Here is a 17,560-nt window from a genome sequence, read left to right as displayed (position 1 = left end):
ATTGTTTTTAAGCGGTTATACCTAATCTGCGTTCTATATCATCGGGTATATCATACTCGTTATAGTCAAACCATGCTCGCATCAGAAACATATCCCTCCAGTCCGGGGAACAACCAATATCCATCTTGATTTCTTCTTTGGGTTTCAATTTTAGTTTCCCGTCCGAATCAGCTTTCCATGTTTGCAGTTGTTCCAGTTCCCTTATGATTTCTTCCTTATCGGCAGTGCTTATCAAATCCTCATCTATCCCCACTTCCGTAGCGTTTATGTGGTCTGCCAGCTTGTAGCCGCATTGGGTCTGTAGGTTTTGGTAGTTTTCACCATTGAAAGGGGTAGAGTTGTTCACGAATCCCTGAATGTCGCAATTATCCACCACTCCACCGCCTACACCGTCCTCATCAACGATACATTTATGGTTGGGTATTCTATACTTCTTTTGCTTGTTGATTATCCACGTCTGAATATCGGTAGTCTTAGACACGGGAAAACATTGTAGCTCTATGATATGCCAACCGTCCCAAACGGCAAGACGGGCATAGTCAGCTCCGAAGCGTGCAATATCACCTGTAATATAGTTTGTACCTGTCTTGATTGAAATCTTATTCCCGAATATCTCACAGATTGCATCATGTGAACAAAGGGCGTTGGGGTTATCGTCATATTCCCAATTACCTTTCAAAAGACGTTCACGCTTTACTTTATCCTTTGTGGTTTTCAAGCCCTCTATATAATCGGGGTCTATGAATGGATTTTCTTGTACAAGGCAAGCAAGGTAGTACATATATTCGGGCAATTCCCCTTTCTTATCCGGCTTGTAGAATGTATCATACATCCAATTCTTTTTAGGGTTGCACGTAATGAATAACTTTCGCCTCAACCCCAGTTCATTGTTAAGGTGTCGCCCGATACGTGTTTTCAATGTATCATAAGCTCCAAAATTCACCTCGCCACCCTCTTCAATCCAGCCGCCTGTATATTCGATTGAGCCGTAACGCTCATACAGAGGGTCGCCCGGCTTATATTGCAAGTCCAACAAGTCAATGCGTGAACCGTTGAAAAATTCGATATAATTGTATTGCCCGTTATACTTGTACAAGGTATCATCAACCCCGTATTGATTGCAAACCTTGTAAAATGTGATAAGTGTAGATTGTGTGATACGCTTTAACTCGGCACGTCCGATAAACCACTTTGAACCGAGATAACAGAGGCACATAAACAGAAGCCACACCGCACCCGTCCATGATTTTGCACCCCCGGCAGCACCTCCGTACAAAAGTTCAACGTGTTCATTGTCGGTAAGTATCTTCAAAGCGTGTTCTTGCTTCTCATGCTTCAAACCATCCTTTACGGTGATGAAGTCGAAACAACCACGCTTGAAAAGCTCAATCTTCACTGCAAGTGCCATCGGCACGTCTGTAACCTTACTTCGTGCCATTGCCTGCCTTTATTTTTTCCAGCAAGGAATTGTATTGTAGCAACTCATCCGTAGTAAGAGCCGACAAATCCATGCTGTTGTTGGTTACTTGTGCGTTTACTTCGCTCTCTATCTGTTGGGTGGGCTTACCGAAAACCCTATCAAACAGACTATCTACCGTATAAGTCCTACCATAGCGAATATCTGCGTTAATGGCAGACACCACATTTAGCACCCACACGGGCGTTTTCTTGTTGGGCGTTCCGTCTTTGTTCTTAACCAACCCCTCCAAAGTTTCGGGCGTACTCTCCATCAAGAAACGGATAACCTTATAGTAGTCCTCTTTGCTCATTTCCGGAGCTACCTTTTTGCCCGTAATATCTTTGATGTATTTATACACGGACGGCTTCCTACCCGAATTTTGGGGTTGGTTATCAGATGAAAATCTATTCCCTATTTTATTTCCTTTCTCAAAAAGTGCCATCCGTTGATTTATCGTTGGTTTATGTGTTCTGCAAACACATTTATGAAGTAAAGAAAATCGGATAGCGTGATACCGTCCGATTCCCTTTACCCGGTTAATTATTCTATGATACTCTCTTGTGCCTTGTACTTATCCCAAAACCAAAGGATGGTATCACCGCCCTTTTCGTCTATCATTTCATCGTAGGCATCCAATTCCTCCAAAAGGGCGTTCGCCTTGTCAATTACCGAAGTGAGATGCTTTTGCTGATAATCATCAGCATTCCAAACCTCGATTTCACCATTTAATTGCTGCTTGATTACCTTAATCTCATCAGCGGTTAATTCTATCTTCTCCATGTTGCATTGAATTAATTTAAGCAAAAATACCTCTATAGTTTGTATTTCTTGCAGATTTCCTTTACTTTCTTGGTATATTTATCACTTTTACCATGTATCGCTTTAGTAACGGTTTCAGCCCAGAACTCCGACACATTGGTTTCCGCATACTTTCCATACCCGGATTTCTTATTGTCTTTCTTCCAAGACTTAAATAATTTATTCACTTCCTTTCCAGCCGCTTTTTGGTTTGCCCCTGTCATATTTGCATTCCATGTAGCGTGCGCCAGCTCATGCGTTACGGTATGGGCTACCGCTTTGTTGGTTTTCGTACTCCACCCACTCGCATAGCCTCTCTTGTGTGAGGCTTCCACAGCTTTTTTCGTTTGCATGAAATGCTTTTTGTTAAGGTAAACACCCTCTGACTTCCCATTAGCCGTAACGTGTACGCCATAAGTGCCAGCCGATAGTTCTGCCAACTTTACATTCTTTTGCCTTACACCAAGTACGGAATGATAGCGTGAAATAGCTTCTTTGGTTGCCTTATACAGAGCCGGGTCTTTCATGTTTACCAAAGGCTCAGGCTTACCAACAGAGCCTTTATATGTTGCATCACCCGGTTGCAGTCCTCCACGTGTTCCACTTGAATTTCGTCCCATAATACTTTACTTCTTTTTTGCGTTAATAAAATCTGTGACGTACAACAGCCCATGTTCACGGCAGAACTTCTGAATTTCCGTACCCCCACCATAAACGATAAGGTTTGGTTTTTCAAGCCCGCTTATTTCTTGGGCTACTTGCAAATCAGATTTAAGGCTTTCCATCCAACCGTCCAGCCCACGGGTAAAGAAAGCATTATATCCTTTGGGAATACCCATTTTGTTGTACTCAATAAACTTGTGAGAAACATTCAAGTCAGCATAAACTTTGATTCCGCATTCCTGGAAGTAACGAGAAAGCCAACGTTTCTTGTAAATAAGCTGAATGCCCCACGCTACAGGCGTTTGGTCGTGGCAACTACAATTCGGCTCTACCACCGCCTTGCATCCGCTTGTGAGTAAATTTATCGGGTCTTTGAAAAGAGCCTCAAAGCGATAATCGTCCACATAGAAATGATATGTCGCCACATCTTTACGCAAACGGCTGTTAGCACCCCACGGAGATAAAGGCAATTCTACCTTTCCAGCTTGCATATCCAATAAGAGATTGGGAATTTCAAAGACGTTATCGCTTTCATAAAGAACGTCCTTAAACATGGAACGGTAGAAAGATTCCTTTTCGGCTTCTTCCTCGCTTTGTTCCTCATCGTCCATTTCTTCCTCTGCGCTTTGGTCGGCTTCCGTTTCCTCTGCCTCTTTAGCCGCTTTCTTCTTACTCTTTCCGGGCTTCTCATCATCGGATGGAAAATCAAGCCCAATAAAGCCGAAATCTACATCTTTCCAAAACTCATCCATTTGTAAGGCATTGTAAGCCCAATCGCCATTGTTGATATTATCCCTCAGAATAATATCCTTTTCCTCATCCGGGGTCAGTTCCGAATAAAGAATAACGGGCACATCGGCAAGTTTCAGCTTTCTTGCAGCCTTCAAGCGTTGGTTTCCTGCCAATACCACCAGTTTACCGTCACGCTCCATAACCGCCAAAGGTCGGTGTTTCCAAAAGCCGTTTATCTTTATGGAATCCACCAGCCTTTCAAAGTCATTCTTCGTAATGGTACGTGGATTTTCAGGCAACAAAACCAGCTCCGAAACTTTCTTGTATGTAATCTCACTACATTTCATTCTCAACCTCCGTTTCGTCTTTGGTTTCGTCATTCTCCGAAGAATGGGAATCCGGCATTAATTGTTCCTCATCATCTTCTACACAGAAGCCCTTTCTAAAAAGTTCACAGAACTTCACAAAGCGGTAACGCCTGCGGTACTTCACATATACCAGCTTTGCACCTACGGAATCTTTGCCAATGGCATAGAAAGAACCCCGGTAATCAACGGGCAATGACACCGCACCATAGATACTAACCGAATCATCGGACACGCTCGTAATGGTTGCGTGCCTATCGTATTTGCCATTGATATAAACGTGTATCTTTTCCCCTTGCTTCAAATGCTCTTTTGGGGCAAACCTCCAAAAGTTCCTACCTATATACTCGGTCATGAGCAACAAGGCTAAAAAAAACAGCGTTAATCCGATAAGAATATACATACCCATAGCTTATTTGTTTACTTGGTGAATCATATTGCAAATATACTAAATATGCGTTTACTAAACACATATTTAACCGTAAAAAGAATACTAAAAGCCATAAACCAACATTGCACCATCACGTCCATGCTCATTTGTCTGTTTTTGCCATCCAGTCAAAGCCTTAAACCGTTCTTGTGTCAGCTTGGTTACATTGCGTTTCGGGGCAACCATTTCATACTCCACGCCCAACTCTTTTAGATAATCATCCCATATAGAGGCATCCCGTTTCACAGAGCCTACACCTTGCAACTTCTTACGTTCCATTTCACGGCTCATACGCTCCGTTCCGAACCACGTTCTTTGCCGGGGGTCTTCCACCCTTACAATCACTTTGTCACCTATACCAGCCTTATACTCATCATACAAGGAACGTACACGCTCCATCGCTTTATGTATAGGCAAAGAGCATACTTGAAGTAGGGAACGCTGCTTGCTATCCCAAACAGCGAACCCGGTATTTACACCCGTATCAATCCCTACATAAATCATTATTCAGCCTCCATTTCTCCGTTGGGAATCTGATACAGAATAACGCCCTTAATCTCGTTTGCTTCGGCTCTATCTCCGAAAATCTGAGCCATCATAAGGTTATTAGGCAGATACTTGTACCTCACCTCTTTAATGAGCGGCAAACCTATCGGGGCTTCACTTATCACGTGCAACGTCCATAGCCCATCCTCTTTAGATATGGTTACAAAGGCATTCCTATAGAGGAAAGAACCAACTTTATACACTCCGTAATCATCCACATCGGTAAAATCCGCTTTTGCAGTTTCTTCCAGCTTCTTTATGAAGTCGGGGCGCATACGCTTCTTTTTCTTCTTGAAGTATTCAGGGTAAACCACCATACCTTTGTTCTCTGCGTTGGCTTTCGCCAATTTTGCTTGCAATTCTTCTTTGCTCATAGGTCAAATAAATTTTTATAAAACTCAAAATTTTTGTTTTCTATCTTTATATCTTCCGGGTAATGAGTGGCGCATACGTACCATTCATTGTAGCATTTAGGACAAAACCAGCAATTTAGCACGGCTACATAATAGCCAGTATTAGAAGTACCGTTACATCTATCGCAAATACCAATACCGCCAATTTTAGCCAACTCGTTTCGGCTCAACTCAATCACCTTAAACCTTTTGGGGTTATCTACTATTTTAGCCATATCAGTATATTGTTTCTTGGTAACTTGAAGTAGGAACTTTCCCGGATAGGATAGCGTTTCCACACGTGATAAGCCCGTTATCTTCATCATAAGAGGGGACAAACACAATAACATCGAATCCGTTGCCTTTCAAATCTTCCTCCACGGCTTTATATGGGGTAAACAGCTCATAGCCTCCACTTGTGTGCAAATCGTTCTCATCACAGCTATTTGTTCGGTGCAATGGGGTAATCTTACACATAAATTTATCGGGGTTGAAAAGCTCTCTCAAACGCTTACCGTCTATATGTGTATCATCTGCCAAAGCAAAGTTTAAGGCATATTTCCTGCCAACAGGCATAGGCAGCGATTTTCCAATTTCTGATATTTCACCAAGTGAAAGCGAACTACCCGAAAACAGATAATTTCTTTCTTCATCATTCGTTGTATTGATGGAGAATTGAAGTCCGGCATCACCCTTATAAAGCTCGTTCTTTATGTAGTAACACCACTTATGTAAGAACTCAACCAGCTTCTTATTTCTCTTTGGCAGCATTGTACTTATAACCGGGTGTACCAAAGAATCGCCTATAAACGGCTCTATGTCCTTCTTTACACTGATTGCATGAAGTAACACATTTGCGTTCCATGTAGGCTTTCCCATACGTGCATAATGTATGTTTAGACGTTTCGTGTGCTTCACTTCCGGGTGTTGCTTGATAGCCGTTAGCACTTCTCCTTTCAAATCATTAAAAGTGGCATTTCTCCCAATACCCACTTTTGGAACATCGCAGAACTTGCAGCCCATAGAGCAACCGTACTGTGTGGAAATGGTAATCACCCATTTTTCAGTAAGAGGCATCGGCTCGCCATTGGGTACACCGTTCAAATCACGGGTAATCCCCAAAAAGTCCGCTTTGATATTAGCGTTCTTACCATAATCTCCAACCGTAAGGAACTCCAACATTCCCTTTTCACCTATAGCGGTATATATTTCGCCCGTAGGCACTACTATCTTCTTTTTAATTTCCATATCTTCAAATCATTAAAATGCAAATACTACTTTTTCGCCATTCATAGCCCTTTTTCGCAGGGTGGGGTATCGCTCATAAACCTTGTTAGTCATATCCTCAATGTCGAATTTGAAAGCTGGGCAATACTTATATCTGAAAGCCGCATAAAAGCGGTCATTCAGCATTATATCAATCATCAGCGTTTTCATGCCATCTATTTACCACAACAAGGTAATTTAGTGTTAAACACGTCTTTCAGCCATTGCTTGTACGGGAGAATTGGTTTACCGTATAAAGTCATATTGGCTTTGTAGTTCTCATACATTTGTTTGCGGAAATCCGCAGGTATTTGTTCCTTTTCTTTTCTCAGTTTCATTTTATGCCCCCTTTCTTGTATTCTCTCATCGCTTGGCTAAGGCTTTCCGTCTTATCCAATAGCCTTGCCAGCTTATCCACGTCCACGATAACCTCACCATCCAAATAAGCCCAAACCTTTCTCAGAGCTTCCGCAATGGCTTTTGCTTCTTTAGAATCTTTCAGAGAATTAAGAACCTCCTTATTGGTAGCTGTAACCCTACCGTTTTCTTTGGCGTTATCCACAGCCGACTTTGCAGCCTTTACTTGTTCTTTCTCACTTCCATAATTGGCGGCAATCTCCTTAGCCGCCTTAACCGACAATTCCCCTTTCATAATCCTTTCTTGAATGTACGGGGGCAAATCCAACAAGGAAAGGCATTTGCTTATGAAAGCCGGGCTTTTCTTGAACTTATCCGCTATCTCAACTTGGCTATATCCAAATTCTTCTTTGAAACGTCTGAACATGATAGCGCACTCGTATTCGGTAAATTTCTTACCCTCGTTACGCATCATCTGTTGAATATACAATTCTTCAGTAGAAGCGTCCTTTCGGGCTTTCATGGCACGAACATAAGGAATATCCGCACCCTCGGATATAGCCAACATGGTAGCCCTATACCTGCGTTCACCATCCACCAATTTATATTTCTCGTTGCCCTCATCATCCTTAAAGGCTATAACCGTCAGAGGATTTAAGACACCCTTTGCCTTTATTTGCTCTTTCAGTTCGTCAAGGTCAAAATCACGTCTTACATTGAAACCGTCCACAACCACGATATTACGGGGGTCAATCAAAAATAGGTCTGTATTCTTCGTTTTATTCGTTTCCATACTACTGTCATTTATTTAGTTCATAGTGCTTACAAAACTTCTTTCTTGCCGTTATCCGCTTCGCCAGTTTATAGCAATACATCTGCATTGACTTAGGCTCGCACCAGTAATATTTGCACTCACTACAATGCTTTATATCATCTTTTCCCATATCAGTACCTAAATGAAGTGAAGTGTAACACAACGCCCTCAAACACGTTACTTTTTGATTCACCAAAGAACCATTCCACAAATTGCTCAACTGTCAGACCATCATTCTTTGCCACTATTTCAATGGGAATTTGTTTACCATCAATCCATATCTGAGGAACGGCATCATCAACACCATAGGTCATAGTAATGTGCTGTAGACCTATTTTATCATACTGGGCAAACTCTCTCTGCTCAGAGTTGTACGGTCTGCCCGTCCATTCACGCACTGAAAGATATTTTTTGCCGGATGCAATATCTTTATATCTCTTATCCCACACGCCATTCTTATTGTAGCGTATAGTATGTATCTTCTTATGCTCTTTTAGTTTGCCCTCAAACTCTGTAGGCTTTCCAGCCAAAGAATGTGTAACTGGGAATACACGGCATAAGGTCACAACCACTTTTTTCTTTTCTGATTTTTGGTGTTGCATAGCTTTATTATTTACTTGGTGTATTACTTTCTGAATAATAAGCAAGCGTTATCACATCCCACATTTCGCTCACAATGGCAAACGAAAATGTCTTATCCGGGTGGGTACTACTTGGCATATCCAGCATTTCTTTTTGTATCGCCTCGTTCCAATAATGGCAATCGGGCGTGTAGTTAGATTGAAAGCTATTAATGCTTGCAATAAGTTCGTTGTAATACGCTTCACCGAAAGCATTAATGAGCTTTGTTTTGTTTCTGAGCGCAAATCTCATTTTCGATAGCTTTTTTGGCTGTAGTGCAGCCGTTCAAACATTTCTTCCATTCTATCAGCAATACGCTCTCCGTACCTGTCGCCAAATTCCTCATCTGCCAAATTGGAAGTGGCTATAGTGAATAGCTGCCTGTCATATCGGGCATAGATTAATTCAGTAACCGGGGAAAACTCGTTGCCCCAACTTTTCACGCTTGCTGGTTCAGTGCCCACATCATCAATAAACAAAAGTTCTTGATTCTTTAGCTTGTTGAAATAAGTCGGGTCATCGGCTATTGACTTGGCAAGGTTCAAAGCTGATATGCGGTACACTCCCTTTCTTTCGGAAGATAAATCACTATTGTACAAGATACCTATAATGTTGCATATCGCCTTTGCAAGCGTGGTTTTACCACTTCCTACCGTACCATACAGAAGCAAGCCGAACTTTCCGTTTCCGCAAAGGAACTTAGCCGCTTTGCCTATCTTTTCCAACGTGGCTTCATCCGAAACATACTTCATGTTTCTGCGCTCAACTTCTGACTGATAACACATCCTTAGCATTTCCGCTATGTCCTGTTCGGGAAACTTCTCAATCTTAAAGCGTGTCCCTAAAAGTCCTCTTTGCGCTTGGTTTGCCAATATCTGTTGCAGCCGTTGTACCAGTTTGTTGTCCATATCTATTCATATTTTCGTAATACTTATCTTTTACCCAGCCCCTAATAGTCAGGTAATCGGATTTATACTTCTTACCCTTAGAACCTTTGTAATTGTTGAGAATATCAATCATCGCTTTAGCGGCTTCTTCGCCATATTCGGTACATAATTTTGCGTATTCATCACGTGTCAAAGTAACGTAATCAGCATAATTGTACTTCTTGGCTTTTGCAATCTTCCGCTGTTGTTCATCAGTCAGTGGCGGTGGATTCTCCGGCAAATCATCGGGAAATAGGTCTGCTTGCGCCCCGTGTTGCGTTTCAGCCGTTGGGGAAGGTGTATGTGGCATTTCTGTCGGTGGCGTTTCCACAAGCGCATCAACTTTGGCTAATATCCGTTTACCCATAGTTACACCACCTTTTTTCCCAGCCTCAGACCGTTTTACCCGTATTGATTCCATCTTAACCATATCAGTGTTGTACAAAGCCCCATCATTCCTTACAGACAATAATTCAGCGTTAATCAATGATTCTATCAGCTCCTTTGTTCCACTTCCGTAGAGGGCTTCTAATTCATCAACCGTGTACGCACCGCCAATAGGTTTCATCATAACCCCACGCTCTATACTCACCCACATACAGCAAAGCATATCCAGCCACAAGCCCTTACAAGCAAATGACAACCTCATAGCCGCATTGTTGGATAACCAAGCGGTGGCATCGAAAGGCATAGGCGGTATGATTTTTTTATTAGCCATATTATGAGCTGTTATAAGTGGGGGATTTCTCCCCCACGATATAGTATTTAGATTTCAAGAATAGCAATGTCCGGGGCAATGGCACGAATGCCGTCTAACACCTCGTCAATACACTTATCTCTATAGTCCTCTGCCAGTTCGTTAGCACCGGGCGAAACAAGTTGCAACAACACATCACCATTAGAAAGATAGTGGTCGAACTCAACTTCAATAGGTGTTTTTGCAGTTCCCTTGAAAATGGCGATGTTAATCGTGAAACTCTTGGGCAAATTACTTTCTACTTGTGAACGGTACACCTCAGCCATAGAGCCGGACGGGTCACGCTGTTTCTGAATTTCAGTCTTGGCGTTAGCCGTGAAGTTCTTTAATACCGAAACGAGCTTCATACAATCCTCTTTTTGCATGAATACGCCACGATTCAAACGCAGGAACTGCCCCAGTTTAGCCGGAATCCAGCCACATTCTCCGTCATTGATACCGAACTTTGAAAAGACTTCCGATAATTCCACCGTACCTACAAAGGTGTTTTTGGTGTAATAATCATCCTCATTCACGGTAAGCGTGATACTCATTTTCTCACGGTTTACCTTAATATTCGCACGCTTTTGGTCGATGGTGTCAATACGCTTTTCCAACCAATCTAACGGAGTTCTGATAACACCTGATACAGAAATACTTTCCGGTTGCTTAATGGGCAATTCGTCCAATGCTTTAGGAGCATTACCAATTCTGTACACTACTTCGATAGGTTTTTCACCCTTGTACTCACCGATGTTCACGGTTAATCCTTTTTCTTGATTTTCCATTTTACTAATGTTTTTGATGTTAATACTTAATCGTCCGTACCTGTCTTATCCATAGCATTGCCACGGATAGCACGGAATACGTTACGCTGTCTTTCTTCTTGTGTCATGGTTCTTTGTTCCAGCAAGTAACCCTCCGGGGAATAGAAGCCTACCATCTTCTCTTCCTCATCAACGAACTTGTAACATTCGCCCTTAATCCAATCGCCCCCGGCTTTCAGTTCATCACGAAGTTTAACTATGCGTTCCTCCAAAGGCTTGATTTTGCCTTTGTAATCGGCTCTGATTTCCGCTAATGATTGTTCCAAATCTGCCTTTTGAATCGCCACGTTAGCGAGGTCTGCCCTCCTTTCGTTGATTTCTTCTTGGTCGAATTTGCGTGTATAGCTACGCTCTACAATTTGGTCGCAGCTATCACGTAGAATCTGTGCCCTTTGTTCCACCGGGGTGTCGGCTAACATGATGTCTTTCATTTCACCTTGTTTTTAGTTAATAATATGTTTAATAAACACACTTTTATTTCAAACGATTTCCAACGGTAAAGTTGAATTTCAAATATTCAGCCCAAAGTTCAATGAATTGCTGCCCGAAATACTTTGCCTTTTCTTCCGTTTCTTGGCACAAGCGGAACCCAAAGTGCGCAAGCGCACCCGAGGAACGACCAATCGCACCCAGACAACCGAAACCCGCACCCGCACCACCAACCGCATAAGCAGACAAAAGGGCACCTCTTTGTTCGGGATTCATATCCTCAACCTCTTTTTTAGTCCATAAGGCAAACCACGGATACCAATACACTTTGCTTCCCTCTCCATCCGGCTTTGGTTGGAAATTTCTACCCCACAAAGCCCGGCTAATAGTTTCCAACTTCATAAGGGCTATGATATGATTGGGCAAATTATTAGGGTCTTCAAAAATAGGCTCACCAAGTGCCTTACAAGCATCCTCATACGTGCGGATAGTCTTGTAATCGTCCAACGTGGGCTTTGCAGCCTCAAACACCTTCTTTCCAAACAGGCTTTCCATAAAATCCTTAACTCCATCACAAGCATTTGCATAAGCTGTTTGCAACTTGCTTTCTTCAATTTCTACTTTCATCTTTCAATGTTTTTAATTTGTTGATAATCTTCTTTGTTAATCTTATTGCGTTATCCACTCTCGTACTTTGTCCGGGTGGAATATTTGCTATCAAAATGGGCACTAAGCGTATCAGCTCAGATACCACGCTGTTAGGTATTCTTTTCATGGCTTCTCCAATATTTATCCGGGTCGGGAATATCCACATTCAGAAACTCTTTGGCGTACTCCCTCAGTTTTTCGCAATAGGTGGAAAATGTCACCGTGTCCATAGTGGCTGTAGAACATGGGAACTCTACAATCTCCCCCGTGTGCTTGTTTACCACTTTGTCAGCCGTCATTTGAGCCTTAAAAAACTCATGCACTTGTTCCACTGAAACGAACTCCCAACCAGCTTCCAAAAGAGCATCTAAAAGGATAGGGTAAATACACCCGAACAACCACCCGTTTTGGTCTAAAGAACGTGGTTTTCTGACTTTCTTAACCTCTATCCTATAGATACCATCCAAAGCGTTACGCATCCATTCGTACAGAGGCTTCAAATCAAATAACCCGTTTCTCTTTTCTACTTGGAGTTTAGCCATATCCTTATGTTCTATCTAAATCAATCGTTAAACCCGGCTTTGCCGCATAAACCACTTTCCCCGTATGCCTTTCCACTTCCGATATGAAATAAGGCTCATCGCTATTATTCTCGGAAAGGTGTAAAAGCACGATTTCCGAAACATGGGATAAGTCGTTTGCTTCCAAAAAACCCTTGCACGTAGTAAGCTCCATGTGTGAGGTAAGCAGACGTTCACGCTGTGAGGGCAACGTGCGCCCGGCTGTAATCGCCTCGATGAGCTTCTTATCAGAGTAATTGCACTCTATCAGCACATGGTTAAGCCCCTTGAACTGATATTCGCACATACAGCTATCGGTAAGAAATACCATCTTTCCCATATCGGGATGGTCTATCAGATAGCCGACACATGGCACATCATGGCAAGCAGGAAAAGGAAGTACCTTAAAATTACCCATCTTATAGCCTTTGCCCTCTTTAACCACCAAAGAACGGGAATCCCAAACGCCCTTTGCAGTCCATACCTCCCGTAATGCCAACGTGTGAAATCCACTATCCACCATTGCCTTAATATATTTGGCGTGGTCGTTGTGGGCGTGCGTTACCACACACCCTACAACCTTTCTCAGATTGAAATCCAACGCTTTCTTGACTTCTTGGAAACGGATTCCAGCCTCTATAATCAGAGCTTCATTACCGTTATCCAAAATGTAACAGTTGCCACTACTACTTGAACCAAGAACTATCAGTTTCATACGCTATCAATATCCGGGGTCAATAGTTTCCGCTTGTTGCTCGCTTGACACGCTTTCAAAGCTCACATCTTCCGCATCAATCAACTGTTTGTTTGCGTAATTGTCGGTCAATATTTCACGCTGTGAAGTTTCGTCACCCTCGTAGTCATTGGTGATGGCATTTTGCATTTCTACGGACAAATAGCCGTATTTACTCAGTAAATTACGGATAACGGTTTTTTGTGCCATTCCGTGAAAGTTACCCATCCAACCAACCTTGTTGCTATCGGGAGAAACGGGCAAATTAGCCAAATTCAGCAACTTTTCAACCGTTACATCCTTATCGCTTGTGATGGCTTTACTGTATCGCTTTGCATGGTTTGCCATTTGCTCCACTGTCATGTACAAAGTCTTGCTAAAGCCGTTCATAAGTTCAAAGTAACAGAAATAGCCTATCACCTTATCGCTTTTCCTTTCACCGTCAAAGGCTATTTCCCCGGTCAGTTTGTTTACCTTGCGCAACTCACCATCATACACCACATCCGCATTGATGGTACGGTATTGTCCCGTGCGCATGGCAAGCTGAATATAACCCTTATAGCCCATTTGAAAAGTCGGCTCATACACTTTAATCCAGTTGCCCTTTTCATCCTTTTTGGAGTTTTTGAACGGGATAATGAAAGCATAGCCCAAAGCCTTGTTTATTGGCAAATGTAACGTGGCAGCTTTGAGTGCTTCCATTACCACCTGTTTAGGATTACAGAGTTGCAGATTGCTATCTCCGTTGTATAGGTCAATTACAGAGGCTACGAATGTTGCCGAATTTTTACCAAGCGCATTTTTGAATTGTTCTTGTACGCTTTCGGCATTCATCATGCTTTTAAGAATATCTACAGGCTTTCTTTGAGTAGCTACCTGCCCACCATTTGCAGCCTGTTGTATGGTTGTAGTCGCTTGCTGTGTCATAATCGCAATTATTTAATGGTTAGTTCTTTGTCCGTAGTTACCACCAGCCGGATAATCTGACTGAGTGATGGGATTATTTGATTCACGCTTTCCGCATTATCAACGAAAATCGGTGCAGATACCCCCTTTGCCGTGCAAATGGCATTGATTATATCTATTCCGGCATTGATTTGTCCGGCATTGTTCACGTCAAGGAAAGGTGTACCGTTCACGGTGCATACACACGTCAGTTTTTCGCCTCCGTTCAGTTGTTCGTTCACAAAGGAGAATGATACATATCTGAACATTCCGTTAATGCGTTTCAACAGCTCCGCATCCTTATCCTTTTGGAATTGGAGTGCCGTAAACTCCCATTTTTCAAGGTCTGCCAACTTTTGATTGTTGGCAATGCGCTTTTCTTCCAAAGAAGCGATTTCCTTTTCAGCCCTGCCGATTTGTTCACGGTTTGCCAAACGCTTGTATAAGCCTTGCACGGCTTCATTCAAAGTTCTTTTCTCCGATTGCAGTTCCGACACGTCCACAATCTTTGCATCCACTTTGAGCTGATTTTCAAGTTCGACAATCTCGTTCTTGATGTCAATGCAAGTTCGGTCGGATGCTATCATTGCTTCCACGTTTTGCGCCTCGGGGATAGAAGCCTTTGCTTGTTGAATATCGGCATTGATACTCTCTATCTTTTGTTCCAGCTCCTCGATTTCGGCATTGGTACGGTCTTTAAGCCCTTGCATTTCTTCAAGCCGTTGCTTTTTAGCCATGCCAGCCTCTTTATTCGCTTTCAGACGTGCCGCCTTATTAGCGTTAAAGTTGGCTTGCATTTCACGCTGCTTGGCTTCTATATCCTCAATTTCCAAAGGACGTTTGCAAGTGGGGCAAATAAATTCACCCTCATTATAGGTAAGTTCCTCCTTGCTGATAAATGAAAATTCACCACGCAATGCGGACAATTTGGTATTAAGCTTTTCTATCTCAATATCCATATCCGCAACCGATTGCCTTTTTCTGTCTAAAGAGGCTTTTTCAGTACGCAACGAATATTCCAATTCGTTCAGCTTCAAAGATGCCTCATTGCGCCCTTTGTTAGCTTCTGTAGCGATTTCATTCATTCTACTATTGAGTTGTAGGCGTTTTTCACCTATTTGCTTTTGGATAAAAGCCTTACGTTGATATTCCTGCTCATTCAGCTTTGATTTGTCGGCAATTTGTTCCTCTATCTGCTGAATACGGGCATTTTTATCCTCAATCTCACTATCAATGGCTACCCAATCCTCTTCCTCCGGCATAAGTTTACGAGCCGTTTCTATCTGAGAGGGAATAACTGACAATTCATCTTTGCAAGCCTTTTTCTTGGCGGCTACCTCTTTGGCGTATTGGGCGATGCTCCTGCCGGACAACTGAGCCAGCAACTCCAAATATTCGGGCTTGGTCTGCGCTACGTCTTGGTCGGTAAGCGTTCCTACCATATCCAAAAGGATTTCTTTTTGCGCTTCCGGCTTCATTGATGTAAAGTAGAAAGGGTTGGTTATCATTCGGAAAACATCTTCCGGGATGATGGCAGCTACTTCACTATCATACTCCTTTTTGGTAGCCAACTTAACACCGTTCAAATAGAACTCTGTTGCATGATTCTTTAGGCTTTCTTCCGTAGTTCCACGTGGCTTGACCCAGTTTTCCACATAGCAGCGTTGCAGTGTTACCGTCTTGCCATCCACTGATAGTACACCAGTAACGGAGTGTTCAAGGTGCAAAATAGGCTTGCCGTCCGAATCCAACGTTTTAATGTTGAAATTACTATCCGACCGTCCCGTACTGTCTTTTCCAAAAAGAAGCCAAAGGAATGAATCGAACACAGTTGTTTTGCCCGTACCATTTTCTCCAGCAACCAGCGTTTCCGCATCGGAGAAACCGATATTTAGGCTTCTGATTCCCTTAAAATTCACAAGGGATAATGATTTTAATTTGATTGTTCGCATATCACTTATTAATTATAGAGTTGATTTTCTCTGATTTATCCACTGCCATAAGTTCGGCACGTGAATACAATACTTTGGAATGTATAGAGCTACCGCCACGGATAGTAGAAACTCTGCCGTCTTTTTGCCAGCGTTTCACCCGGCACTCTTGAAACAATCTGTATGCTTCACGTTGTGAAATGAGGTCTTTTGCCGGGATAGTCTGTTTTACATAGTTGGCAGCACCCAAAGAAGCCATTTCCATACAGAGATTCTTTAACTCGTATAGTTCCATCTGAATTGCCATAAGTCAGTCCTTTTTGTAGCGGTTCTTAAAATATTCTCTAACACTTACTATCCCATACTCATTGTCGGTATAGAAAACCCATGCCAGCCAAAAACAAGCCATAGCGGTAAAGAAGTGAAATGAGGCATTACAGAACAATGCCCCAGCAAGGGCAATAATGCCAAGAAGTAGCGTAACGCCACATTGGATAAGGTTTGCTAAAGTTTCTCCTTTCATCGGTGTTGCATTTGTTATTTGAAAAGATTGTTAGTCATAGCATACCGCATAAATTCAGCCATTGAATGTACTCCAACCTTTCGGAAACTGTTTTTTCTATGGTTGTTCACGGTATTTAAAGAGATAAACAGCTTTTCGGCTATTTCTGAATCGTTTTTCCCATCATAGAGCATTCGCATAACTTCTATTTGCCTATCGGACAACTTAGAGTTGAATTTAGGAGCGCAAATAACTTTATCATGTTTGCATTCTCCACGTAATGGACAACCTACAAACTCAAAATTAAAGTTCCAATTCTCATCTACATCAATCATGTTGTCATACAGACCGAAGTTGCATTTAATGAATCTACGCACCGCTATGAAATCCCGATACCTCTTGTTGTTTGAATTTTTAGAGTATATATCCATAAGCGCATCGTATGCTTCGGGATAAAACTCCCTCAGTATAGCCAAGAAAGCTTGGATAAAGTCGGTATCAGTTTCTTTCAACTGCCTTTCGGCTTCTCCGATAGGGCGCATAGTAACTTCACCCTCCGGGGTTGTGTAGAACTCTATAGCTTTCATTCTGTAACAGGAAATAAAATATCGGCTGGAACGCCCAGTTTATCACTAATCATCTTTTGTTTGAGGGCATCCGGCTTTTGTACGCCATGAATCCACATTCGTACCGTCTTGGTACTACACATACACAGAGCCGCTATTTCCTCCACGAACTCAGTTTTTGGAGCTTTTACAGCACTCCTTTCAGGCAATCCTTTGTAAATCTGAATAAAAGACTGATAGTCTTTTTGGGTTACTTTTTTCATTTTCTCTAATTTATATGTTCTACAAACACGCTTTTTGGCTATATTTGTAAT

Annotated in this window: 28 protein-coding genes; all 28 read right to left on the bottom strand. The window is 42.3% G+C overall.

Going from position 1 to position 17,560, the window contains the following annotated elements; translation table 11 throughout:
* Positions 1 to 7: 7 nt before the first annotated feature.
* Entirely contained in the window at positions 8 to 1,438 is a 1,431-nt protein-coding gene (locus I2F54_RS01430) for a phage terminase large subunit (RefSeq protein ID WP_195288668.1), read from the bottom strand.
* Complete coding sequence (locus I2F54_RS01425; RefSeq protein WP_226766595.1) at positions 1,425 to 1,817, bottom strand: hypothetical protein; 393 nt, start codon at positions 1,815 to 1,817, stop codon at positions 1,425 to 1,427. Before I2F54_RS01425 ends, I2F54_RS01430 begins: the two co-directional genes overlap by 14 nt.
* Positions 1,818 to 1,999: 182 nt before the next feature.
* Entirely contained in the window at positions 2,000 to 2,239 is a 240-nt protein-coding gene (locus I2F54_RS01420) for a hypothetical protein (RefSeq protein ID WP_005655447.1), read from the bottom strand.
* Positions 2,240 to 2,271: 32 nt separating this feature from the next.
* Positions 2,272 to 2,877, bottom strand: coding sequence for a hypothetical protein (locus tag I2F54_RS01415; protein WP_005655448.1), 606 nt, complete (start codon positions 2,875 to 2,877; stop codon positions 2,272 to 2,274).
* Positions 2,878 to 2,883: 6 nt separating this feature from the next.
* Positions 2,884 to 3,999, bottom strand: a complete 1,116-nt coding sequence (locus I2F54_RS01410; protein WP_044300327.1) for a DUF4417 domain-containing protein — start codon at positions 3,997 to 3,999, stop codon at positions 2,884 to 2,886.
* Entirely contained in the window at positions 3,989 to 4,426 is a 438-nt protein-coding gene (locus tag I2F54_RS01405; RefSeq protein WP_005655450.1) for a hypothetical protein, read from the bottom strand. The genes I2F54_RS01410 and I2F54_RS01405 overlap by 11 nt, the downstream gene beginning before the upstream one ends.
* 84 nt (positions 4,427 to 4,510) lie before the next feature.
* A complete protein-coding gene (locus tag I2F54_RS01400; RefSeq protein WP_005655451.1) occupies positions 4,511 to 4,951 on the bottom strand; it encodes a hypothetical protein in 441 nt (146 codons plus the stop codon).
* Positions 4,951 to 5,367: a hypothetical protein gene (locus I2F54_RS01395; RefSeq protein WP_005655452.1), complete on the bottom strand. Its 417-nt coding sequence runs from the start codon at positions 5,365 to 5,367 to the stop codon at positions 4,951 to 4,953. Before I2F54_RS01395 ends, I2F54_RS01400 begins: the two co-directional genes overlap by 1 nt.
* Positions 5,364 to 5,621, bottom strand: a complete 258-nt coding sequence (locus I2F54_RS01390) for a hypothetical protein (RefSeq protein ID WP_044300328.1) — start codon at positions 5,619 to 5,621, stop codon at positions 5,364 to 5,366. The genes I2F54_RS01395 and I2F54_RS01390 overlap by 4 nt, the downstream gene beginning before the upstream one ends.
* A 1-nt stretch (position 5,622) precedes the next feature.
* Complete coding sequence (locus I2F54_RS01385; RefSeq protein WP_195500360.1) at positions 5,623 to 6,633, bottom strand: Fe-S-oxidoreductase; 1,011 nt, start codon at positions 6,631 to 6,633, stop codon at positions 5,623 to 5,625.
* A gap of 12 nt (positions 6,634 to 6,645) precedes the next feature.
* Positions 6,646 to 6,822, bottom strand: coding sequence for a hypothetical protein (locus tag I2F54_RS01380; RefSeq protein ID WP_005655456.1), 177 nt, complete (start codon positions 6,820 to 6,822; stop codon positions 6,646 to 6,648).
* 5 nt (positions 6,823 to 6,827) lie between these two features.
* Complete coding sequence (locus I2F54_RS01375; protein ID WP_005655457.1) at positions 6,828 to 6,989, bottom strand: hypothetical protein; 162 nt, start codon at positions 6,987 to 6,989, stop codon at positions 6,828 to 6,830.
* Positions 6,986 to 7,801, bottom strand: coding sequence for a ParB/RepB/Spo0J family partition protein (locus I2F54_RS01370; protein ID WP_005655458.1), 816 nt, complete (start codon positions 7,799 to 7,801; stop codon positions 6,986 to 6,988). The genes I2F54_RS01375 and I2F54_RS01370 overlap by 4 nt, the downstream gene beginning before the upstream one ends.
* Positions 7,802 to 7,953: 152 nt before the next feature.
* Positions 7,954 to 8,424, bottom strand: a complete 471-nt coding sequence (locus tag I2F54_RS01365; protein ID WP_005655459.1) for a hypothetical protein — start codon at positions 8,422 to 8,424, stop codon at positions 7,954 to 7,956.
* Positions 8,425 to 8,431: 7 nt separating this feature from the next.
* Positions 8,432 to 8,695, bottom strand: a complete 264-nt coding sequence (locus tag I2F54_RS01360; RefSeq protein ID WP_005655461.1) for a hypothetical protein — start codon at positions 8,693 to 8,695, stop codon at positions 8,432 to 8,434.
* Positions 8,692 to 9,351, bottom strand: coding sequence for an AAA family ATPase (locus I2F54_RS01355; RefSeq protein WP_225665232.1), 660 nt, complete (start codon positions 9,349 to 9,351; stop codon positions 8,692 to 8,694). Before I2F54_RS01355 ends, I2F54_RS01360 begins: the two co-directional genes overlap by 4 nt.
* Positions 9,272 to 10,087, bottom strand: coding sequence for a hypothetical protein (locus I2F54_RS01350; RefSeq protein WP_044300329.1), 816 nt, complete (start codon positions 10,085 to 10,087; stop codon positions 9,272 to 9,274). Before I2F54_RS01350 ends, I2F54_RS01355 begins: the two co-directional genes overlap by 80 nt.
* A gap of 47 nt (positions 10,088 to 10,134) precedes the next feature.
* Positions 10,135 to 10,893 carry a hypothetical protein gene (locus I2F54_RS01345; protein ID WP_005655464.1) on the bottom strand — a complete coding sequence of 253 codons (759 nt, stop codon included), beginning with the start codon at positions 10,891 to 10,893 and terminating at the stop codon, positions 10,135 to 10,137.
* A 26-nt stretch (positions 10,894 to 10,919) separates the two neighbouring features.
* On the bottom strand, positions 10,920 to 11,363 hold the full coding sequence (locus tag I2F54_RS01340; RefSeq protein WP_044300330.1) for a hypothetical protein: 444 nt from the start codon (positions 11,361 to 11,363) through the stop codon (positions 10,920 to 10,922).
* Between the two features lie 43 nt (positions 11,364 to 11,406).
* Complete coding sequence (locus tag I2F54_RS01335; protein WP_195500359.1) at positions 11,407 to 11,988, bottom strand: hypothetical protein; 582 nt, start codon at positions 11,986 to 11,988, stop codon at positions 11,407 to 11,409.
* Positions 11,989 to 12,119: 131 nt separating this feature from the next.
* Entirely contained in the window at positions 12,120 to 12,551 is a 432-nt protein-coding gene (locus I2F54_RS01330) for a NinB/YbcN family protein (protein ID WP_005655471.1), read from the bottom strand.
* 4 nt (positions 12,552 to 12,555) lie between these two features.
* Entirely contained in the window at positions 12,556 to 13,284 is a 729-nt protein-coding gene (locus tag I2F54_RS01325; RefSeq protein ID WP_008642485.1) for an MBL fold metallo-hydrolase, read from the bottom strand.
* A gap of 6 nt (positions 13,285 to 13,290) precedes the next feature.
* The gene (locus tag I2F54_RS01320; RefSeq protein WP_008642484.1) at positions 13,291 to 14,229 is read right to left on the bottom strand and encodes a recombinase RecT; all 939 of its coding nucleotides are present in this window, start codon (positions 14,227 to 14,229) and stop codon (positions 13,291 to 13,293) included.
* Between the two features lie 8 nt (positions 14,230 to 14,237).
* Complete coding sequence (locus tag I2F54_RS01315) at positions 14,238 to 16,199, bottom strand: coiled-coil domain-containing protein (protein WP_044300337.1); 1,962 nt, start codon at positions 16,197 to 16,199, stop codon at positions 14,238 to 14,240.
* Position 16,200: 1 nt separating this feature from the next.
* Entirely contained in the window at positions 16,201 to 16,485 is a 285-nt protein-coding gene (locus I2F54_RS01310; protein WP_005655479.1) for a hypothetical protein, read from the bottom strand.
* Positions 16,486 to 16,488: 3 nt separating this feature from the next.
* The gene (locus tag I2F54_RS01305; RefSeq protein ID WP_008642482.1) at positions 16,489 to 16,701 is read right to left on the bottom strand and encodes a hypothetical protein; all 213 of its coding nucleotides are present in this window, start codon (positions 16,699 to 16,701) and stop codon (positions 16,489 to 16,491) included.
* Between the two features lie 14 nt (positions 16,702 to 16,715).
* Positions 16,716 to 17,267: a helix-turn-helix domain-containing protein gene (locus I2F54_RS01300; protein WP_005655483.1), complete on the bottom strand. Its 552-nt coding sequence runs from the start codon at positions 17,265 to 17,267 to the stop codon at positions 16,716 to 16,718.
* A complete protein-coding gene (locus I2F54_RS01295) occupies positions 17,264 to 17,509 on the bottom strand; it encodes a hypothetical protein (RefSeq protein WP_005655486.1) in 246 nt (81 codons plus the stop codon). Before I2F54_RS01295 ends, I2F54_RS01300 begins: the two co-directional genes overlap by 4 nt.
* Between the last annotated feature and the right edge of the window lie 51 nt (positions 17,510 to 17,560).

It is taken from the genome of Bacteroides clarus, assembly GCF_015555825.1.
Taxonomy (GTDB): domain Bacteria; phylum Bacteroidota; class Bacteroidia; order Bacteroidales; family Bacteroidaceae; genus Bacteroides; species Bacteroides clarus.
The sequence above is the reverse complement of the archived record's forward strand: the minus strand, read 5'-3'. Positions and strand labels throughout refer to the sequence as shown.

Excerpts from the sequence above, each read along its gene's own strand:
- I2F54_RS01380 (WP_005655456.1), bottom strand. The coding sequence starts at position 6,822 with ATGAAAACGCTGATGATTGATATAATGCTGAATGACCGCTTTTATGCG.
- I2F54_RS01330 (WP_005655471.1), bottom strand. The coding sequence starts at position 12,551 with ATGGCTAAACTCCAAGTAGAAAAGAGAAACGGGTTATTTGATTTGAAG.
- I2F54_RS01310 (WP_005655479.1), bottom strand. The coding sequence starts at position 16,485 with ATGGCAATTCAGATGGAACTATACGAGTTAAAGAATCTCTGTATGGAA.
- I2F54_RS01315 (WP_044300337.1), bottom strand. The coding sequence starts at position 16,199 with ATGCGAACAATCAAATTAAAATCATTATCCCTTGTGAATTTTAAGGGA.
- I2F54_RS01390 (WP_044300328.1), bottom strand. The coding sequence starts at position 5,621 with ATGGCTAAAATAGTAGATAACCCCAAAAGGTTTAAGGTGATTGAGTTG.
- I2F54_RS01360 (WP_005655461.1), bottom strand. The coding sequence starts at position 8,695 with ATGAGATTTGCGCTCAGAAACAAAACAAAGCTCATTAATGCTTTCGGT.
- I2F54_RS01325 (WP_008642485.1), bottom strand. The coding sequence starts at position 13,284 with ATGAAACTGATAGTTCTTGGTTCAAGTAGTAGTGGCAACTGTTACATT.
- I2F54_RS01405 (WP_005655450.1), bottom strand. The coding sequence starts at position 4,426 with ATGGGTATGTATATTCTTATCGGATTAACGCTGTTTTTTTTAGCCTTG.
- I2F54_RS01430 (WP_195288668.1), bottom strand. The coding sequence starts at position 1,438 with ATGGCACGAAGTAAGGTTACAGACGTGCCGATGGCACTTGCAGTGAAG.
- I2F54_RS01345 (WP_005655464.1), bottom strand. The coding sequence starts at position 10,893 with ATGGAAAATCAAGAAAAAGGATTAACCGTGAACATCGGTGAGTACAAG.
- I2F54_RS01395 (WP_005655452.1), bottom strand. The coding sequence starts at position 5,367 with ATGAGCAAAGAAGAATTGCAAGCAAAATTGGCGAAAGCCAACGCAGAG.
- I2F54_RS01340 (WP_044300330.1), bottom strand. The coding sequence starts at position 11,363 with ATGAAAGACATCATGTTAGCCGACACCCCGGTGGAACAAAGGGCACAG.
- I2F54_RS01355 (WP_225665232.1), bottom strand. The coding sequence starts at position 9,351 with ATGGACAACAAACTGGTACAACGGCTGCAACAGATATTGGCAAACCAA.
- I2F54_RS01400 (WP_005655451.1), bottom strand. The coding sequence starts at position 4,951 with ATGATTTATGTAGGGATTGATACGGGTGTAAATACCGGGTTCGCTGTT.
- I2F54_RS01295 (WP_005655486.1), bottom strand. The coding sequence starts at position 17,509 with ATGAAAAAAGTAACCCAAAAAGACTATCAGTCTTTTATTCAGATTTAC.
- I2F54_RS01410 (WP_044300327.1), bottom strand. The coding sequence starts at position 3,999 with ATGAAATGTAGTGAGATTACATACAAGAAAGTTTCGGAGCTGGTTTTG.
- I2F54_RS01420 (WP_005655447.1), bottom strand. The coding sequence starts at position 2,239 with ATGGAGAAGATAGAATTAACCGCTGATGAGATTAAGGTAATCAAGCAG.
- I2F54_RS01370 (WP_005655458.1), bottom strand. The coding sequence starts at position 7,801 with ATGGAAACGAATAAAACGAAGAATACAGACCTATTTTTGATTGACCCC.
- I2F54_RS01375 (WP_005655457.1), bottom strand. The coding sequence starts at position 6,989 with ATGAAACTGAGAAAAGAAAAGGAACAAATACCTGCGGATTTCCGCAAA.
- I2F54_RS01365 (WP_005655459.1), bottom strand. The coding sequence starts at position 8,424 with ATGCAACACCAAAAATCAGAAAAGAAAAAAGTGGTTGTGACCTTATGC.
- I2F54_RS01300 (WP_005655483.1), bottom strand. The coding sequence starts at position 17,267 with ATGAAAGCTATAGAGTTCTACACAACCCCGGAGGGTGAAGTTACTATG.
- I2F54_RS01350 (WP_044300329.1), bottom strand. The coding sequence starts at position 10,087 with ATGGCTAATAAAAAAATCATACCGCCTATGCCTTTCGATGCCACCGCT.
- I2F54_RS01335 (WP_195500359.1), bottom strand. The coding sequence starts at position 11,988 with ATGAAAGTAGAAATTGAAGAAAGCAAGTTGCAAACAGCTTATGCAAAT.
- I2F54_RS01320 (WP_008642484.1), bottom strand. The coding sequence starts at position 14,229 with ATGACACAGCAAGCGACTACAACCATACAACAGGCTGCAAATGGTGGG.
- I2F54_RS01305 (WP_008642482.1), bottom strand. The coding sequence starts at position 16,701 with ATGAAAGGAGAAACTTTAGCAAACCTTATCCAATGTGGCGTTACGCTA.
- I2F54_RS01385 (WP_195500360.1), bottom strand. The coding sequence starts at position 6,633 with ATGGAAATTAAAAAGAAGATAGTAGTGCCTACGGGCGAAATATATACC.
- I2F54_RS01415 (WP_005655448.1), bottom strand. The coding sequence starts at position 2,877 with ATGGGACGAAATTCAAGTGGAACACGTGGAGGACTGCAACCGGGTGAT.